2 protein-coding genes and 1 pseudogene are annotated in these 4,341 nt (G+C 56.9%); 1 reads left to right on the top strand and 2 read right to left on the bottom strand.

Annotated features, from left to right (window positions below):
- Window positions 1-372 (bottom strand): annotated as a pseudogene (locus tag HMPREF2635_RS13740) (transposase); the annotation flags it as partial.
- Window positions 373-1,092: 720 nt separating this feature from the next.
- Here HMPREF2635_RS13740 and HMPREF2635_RS13485 point away from each other — a divergent pair.
- Window positions 1,093-2,370 (top strand): Fic family protein, encoded by a 1,278-nt coding sequence (locus tag HMPREF2635_RS13485; protein WP_046647824.1) that lies wholly within the window; start codon window positions 1,093-1,095, stop codon window positions 2,368-2,370.
- 137 nt (window positions 2,371-2,507) lie between these two features.
- Here HMPREF2635_RS13485 and HMPREF2635_RS11195 read toward each other — a convergent pair whose 3' ends face one another.
- On the bottom strand, window positions 2,508-3,668 hold the full coding sequence (locus HMPREF2635_RS11195) for an RtcB family protein (protein ID WP_070547451.1): 1,161 nt from the start codon (window positions 3,666-3,668) through the stop codon (window positions 2,508-2,510).
- Window positions 3,669-4,341 lie beyond the last annotated feature (673 nt).

Below are 4,341 nucleotides of genomic sequence, written 5' to 3'. Positions count from 1 at the left end.
CACTGCTACCAAATAGCCGGTCGCAACACCGCGGAGCCGATTTCTTCCATTTGTAGTACGAAGACCGATTTAGGCCCAGGACTGTGCACATCCGCTTGACCGAGTAGTCGGCGAGATTGTCACAGGCGAACTGGAAGCGGATCACTAGGTCGTCTCTTCCGCAAAATACTTCGCGGCCTTGCGCAGAATATCGCGCTCTTCACGAAGCCTTTTGTTTTCGCGTTCTAACTGGCGAATTCTTTCCGCATCAGCAAGCTTTTCTACGGGTGACGATGCATCATCATCCTTAGGCACGTTGGTGCCGAATTGCTTGTACCAGTATCCCAAAGTCGAGCGATTGATCCCGAGTTCTTCTGCGACCTTGCGCATCGAGGTATGACGTGAGCCGCAGTCGACAACCGAACAAAATCATCGAAAGCCTGTCCCGACTCTGATTCATGGAAGTAAACAACGTTCTTCTGCGCTACTTCTCGCGAAGGATCCTGCGCCACATCGAGGTTTCCCGACCGCAGTCGCGTAATTGAAGATTTAGCGCGACCATAGGCTTCGAGCAAATTGAACAAGAACTCGCGATCATATTCGGCACGGCCACCTAGTTTCGACGTTCGTTCCTCGACTGCGCGCAGGTTCAACTTTGCCATTGTGACGCCTCTATTCCCTTTATCAATTCACGAAAATCTACAGCTCAACCGGGCAAGACCACGATCAAGGGGCCGCCACAGACAAACCTTCGATAATCATAACAAGGCTCACTTGGTGTAATGCCGGCTTCGTCTCTCCGGCCTCAAATTCCGCTGCCTTCATATCAGCATCACTTCAGCTTCTCGGAACTCTCCTGTTCCAGTTCTCGTGCCGACCGCAAAGAAGAATATTCTTTAGCAATCAATCGTCCCCGCTTACGCAAGACTTCGAGGTTATATCCGGCTTCTGCCTCGTCTGCACAACATTGAAGCATCTTACCGGTTACTGGAGCTCCGTTAATCTTTTGTGCTCGCAGTCCACCGGGATAACAGCTATCCCGGTAAACTAGGACATCAATCTACCGAGATAAACCTTATCCCCAATGCCCCAAGCGCATGAGAGGAGTCAGCTGTGGCAAAAACAGTCGAATTGGAATGGATCCCCGCTGATGGCAGCGGTCTTTCTCGACGCGCCAAACAAGGAGGTAAGTATCACGCTTTCGTTCCCGATCCACTTGCAGGCATGTCGTTGAAGCTTCCGTCCGAGCTCTCGCGACGTATCGTTCGCATCGAGCGGGAGATTCACAATCTTGGGATGAGAGACAATACCCATTCCCTTGAAGGCGTTGCGCGACTCCTGCTCCGTTCTGAGGCCGTCGCTTCCTCCCGGATCGAGGGAATCGCTCCTAACTCCGACAAAGTGGCCATGGCGATCCTCGCGCGTGAATCAGATTCCGGAATTCGGGGTTTCAAAGAATCCGCAACAGCTGTCGCCCGCAATGTCGCCATCCTCGACACCATCAATGCAGACTTGGCTTACAAAGACGAGCTAGTCCTGGATGACATTGTTGCAATGCAGACAGCGCTCGTTGCAGAAAAGCCTTTACAAGGAGTACGTACTACTCAAAACTGGATTGGCGGGTCTGATTATCACCCCATCGATGCAGCTTTTGTTCCCCCGCCTCCCGTGCAAGTCCCAGAACTCCTCGATGATCTCATTGAATACTTCAACGGGGCAGACCACGCCGCGCTCGTTCAAGCAGCGCTCGTTCATGCACAGTTCGAGACCATCCACCCATTCCCGGATGGGAATGGGCGCGTGGGACGAGCCATGATTCACGCACTTTTGCAGCGCAGAGGGCTCACCGATGCTGCGGTTCTCCCTGTCAGTATGGTGCTGGCAACGCTCGGTGACCGTTACGTCGACGGACTCACGAAATTCCGCGAGGGTGACGTGCTGGCATGGATCTCTTTCTTCGTCGAGGCTGCACAAGTCGCCACCACCAAAGCAGCTGAACTTGCGGATAGCGTCGCCGCCCTAGAAGCAGAATGGATGGACAAGGTCAATCACCACCGCACTGCGCAAGGAAGCAAGCGCGCATTGAAATCGAATTCGACGGAGTTCCAACTGCTCAAGAAGCTTCCTGCCATGCCTTTGGTCACGGTGCCCATTGTGAAGTCCGAGCTGGGGATTTCATCGACAAGCACGGCCCGAGACGCGCTCGATTCACTCACCGAGGCTGGCATTCTGCGTAAGAAAGTCATCGGTGCGGGCGGGCTTCTCGGTTACTTCGCTGACGATGTTTTCATGTTGGTCGACGATGCTGAACGCCAACTCGCTTCGACGCAGTTTAATACTCGGCTTTCACCTCCGACCAACCGAGCAGTTCCAGCCCTTCGCAATAAATAAGCAGTAATCAATAGTGGTCACCTACTTCGTTTCCTTACATAAGGCAAAGCGTCGTGCTGATGCGACGCTGCAGGAGGGGGCATCGGAAAGCTCAAAAGAGACCGTCACTAAAAGTGACGGTCCCATCATGGCGCAGGTTAGGTGCCCTTGACGTTGAGGATCTGGCGCAGGGTGTGCTTGACCTCGACGAGCTGGGCGGCATCGGCCATCACGCAGTCGATGTCCTTGTAGGCGTCCGGAATCTCATCGACGAACTCGGCGCCGGGACGGTAGACGATGCCTTCCATGCGTGCGGCAAGGTCCGCCTCGGTGAAGCGGGCCTTGGCCTGGGTGCGCGACATGACGCGACCCGCGCCGTGCGGCGCAGACTTGAGGCCCGGCGGGTAGCCCTTGCCTTCCACGACGTAGCTAGCGGTGCCCATCGAGCCGGGGATGAGGCCGCGGTCGCCTTCGTCTGCTTTGATGGCGCCCTTACGCGTGAGCCACACGTTCTTACCGTAGTGGTTCTCGCGCTGGGTGTAGTTGTGGTGGCAGTTGATGCGCTCGAGCTCGAGGGTCTCGCGATCCGCGCCGGACCAGGTGGCGACGCAGTCGAGGAAGCGGTCCATCATCTCATCGCGGTTGAGCAGCGCAAAGTGCTGTGCCCAGTGGAGATCCGCAATGTAAGAGTCGAACTCTTCCGTGCCCTCGACGAGGTAGGCCAGGTCCTTGTCCGCGAGCTGGATCCAATGCTTCTCGCAGTGGCGCTGCGCGGCCTTGATGTGTTTCTGGGCAATCTTGTTGCCCACGCCGCGCGAGCCAGAATGCAGGAACAGCCAGACGCGGTCCTCTTCGTCGAGACACAGCTCGATGAAGTGGTTGCCACCGCCCAAGCTGCCCAGCTGCTGACGCCAGTTTTTGGAGTGGCCGAGATCCACGCCGGTGTCCTGGGCCAGCTGCGCGAGCTCACGCGTACGAGCCTCGGTGCGCGGGTCCATGATCCAACCGTTGTAATTGCCGGGCGAGAGCGGAATGGAGTCTTCGACTGCGGTGCGCAGGTCCTCGAGCGCGAAGTCCTGGATATCCGCGTGCGTGAGGTGGGTCCGCACGGCAATCATGCCGCAGCCGATGTCCACGCCGACGGCCGCCGGGATGACGGCACGCAGCGTGCCGAAGACGGTGCCGACCGAGGAGCCCTTGCCAAAGTGGGCATCAGGCATGAGCGCCACGTGTGGGTAGACGAAGGGCAGGTCAGCGACGAGTTGTGCCTGCGCCACCGTCTTGTCTTCAACAATAGAGGCGAAGTTGTGCAGGCGCATAAGAGAGCCTTTCTCTGCGTTTACGTAACGCAGTTCGTGAGAAAGGGCCTGCTTGGGCGGCTGACTTATAAGTTGTGCGCGCGGGTCGCGCGGCTGGCACCAACGTCCGGGATAAGCAGGGCCGCTTTCCCGGGAAATGGTCAAGTCAGCCTGTTAGAAGAGTTGCTTAAAGAGGCGTCCTAGCGGCTGATTGTTATGGGTCATCATCGCGGTTCGCCTCCTTTATGCTTTCTTGTTCTTCTTCTTTCGGGCTGTTAGTGCTGCGTGTGAGCCTACACGATCTACGCGATTTCTACATGCGATTGATGATGCAAGGAAATTCACCCAGCCACGAAAACTTGACACCGTCCATTCAACCGCATTCACTGCCTGCTCATTTGTTCGTCCGTCTGGCGGGGTGTCGTGCGCCGTGACAAGCTTCGTTTAATCGTTCAGCCCGCCTCGCCCTAGTCGAGAGTGGGCTGGATCTTTATCTGGGTTATGCAGCAAGAGTGCACTGGGCAAGGCCGACGTCGTGGTCGCCGGCGGCATCGACGAGCGCTTCATCTCCCGCGCCAACGACCCGAACGAGTCCGAGCTGCACTCCCTGCTGTGGCCAGCGATTGGCCGCGATGAGGATCAGCCGATGTTTGTCATCTCCCAGAAGACGCTCACCGGCCACTCCAAGGCGGGT

Source organism: Corynebacterium sp. HMSC035E02 (assembly GCF_001836065.1).
Classification (GTDB): domain Bacteria; phylum Actinomycetota; class Actinomycetes; order Mycobacteriales; family Mycobacteriaceae; genus Corynebacterium; species Corynebacterium hiratae.
Note: the sequence above shows the minus strand (reverse complement) of the source record. Positions and strands in the feature narration are given on the sequence as shown.

Excerpts from the sequence above, each read along its gene's own strand:
- HMPREF2635_RS11195 (WP_070547451.1), bottom strand. The coding sequence starts at position 3,668 with ATGCGCCTGCACAACTTCGCCTCTATTGTTGAAGACAAGACGGTGGCG.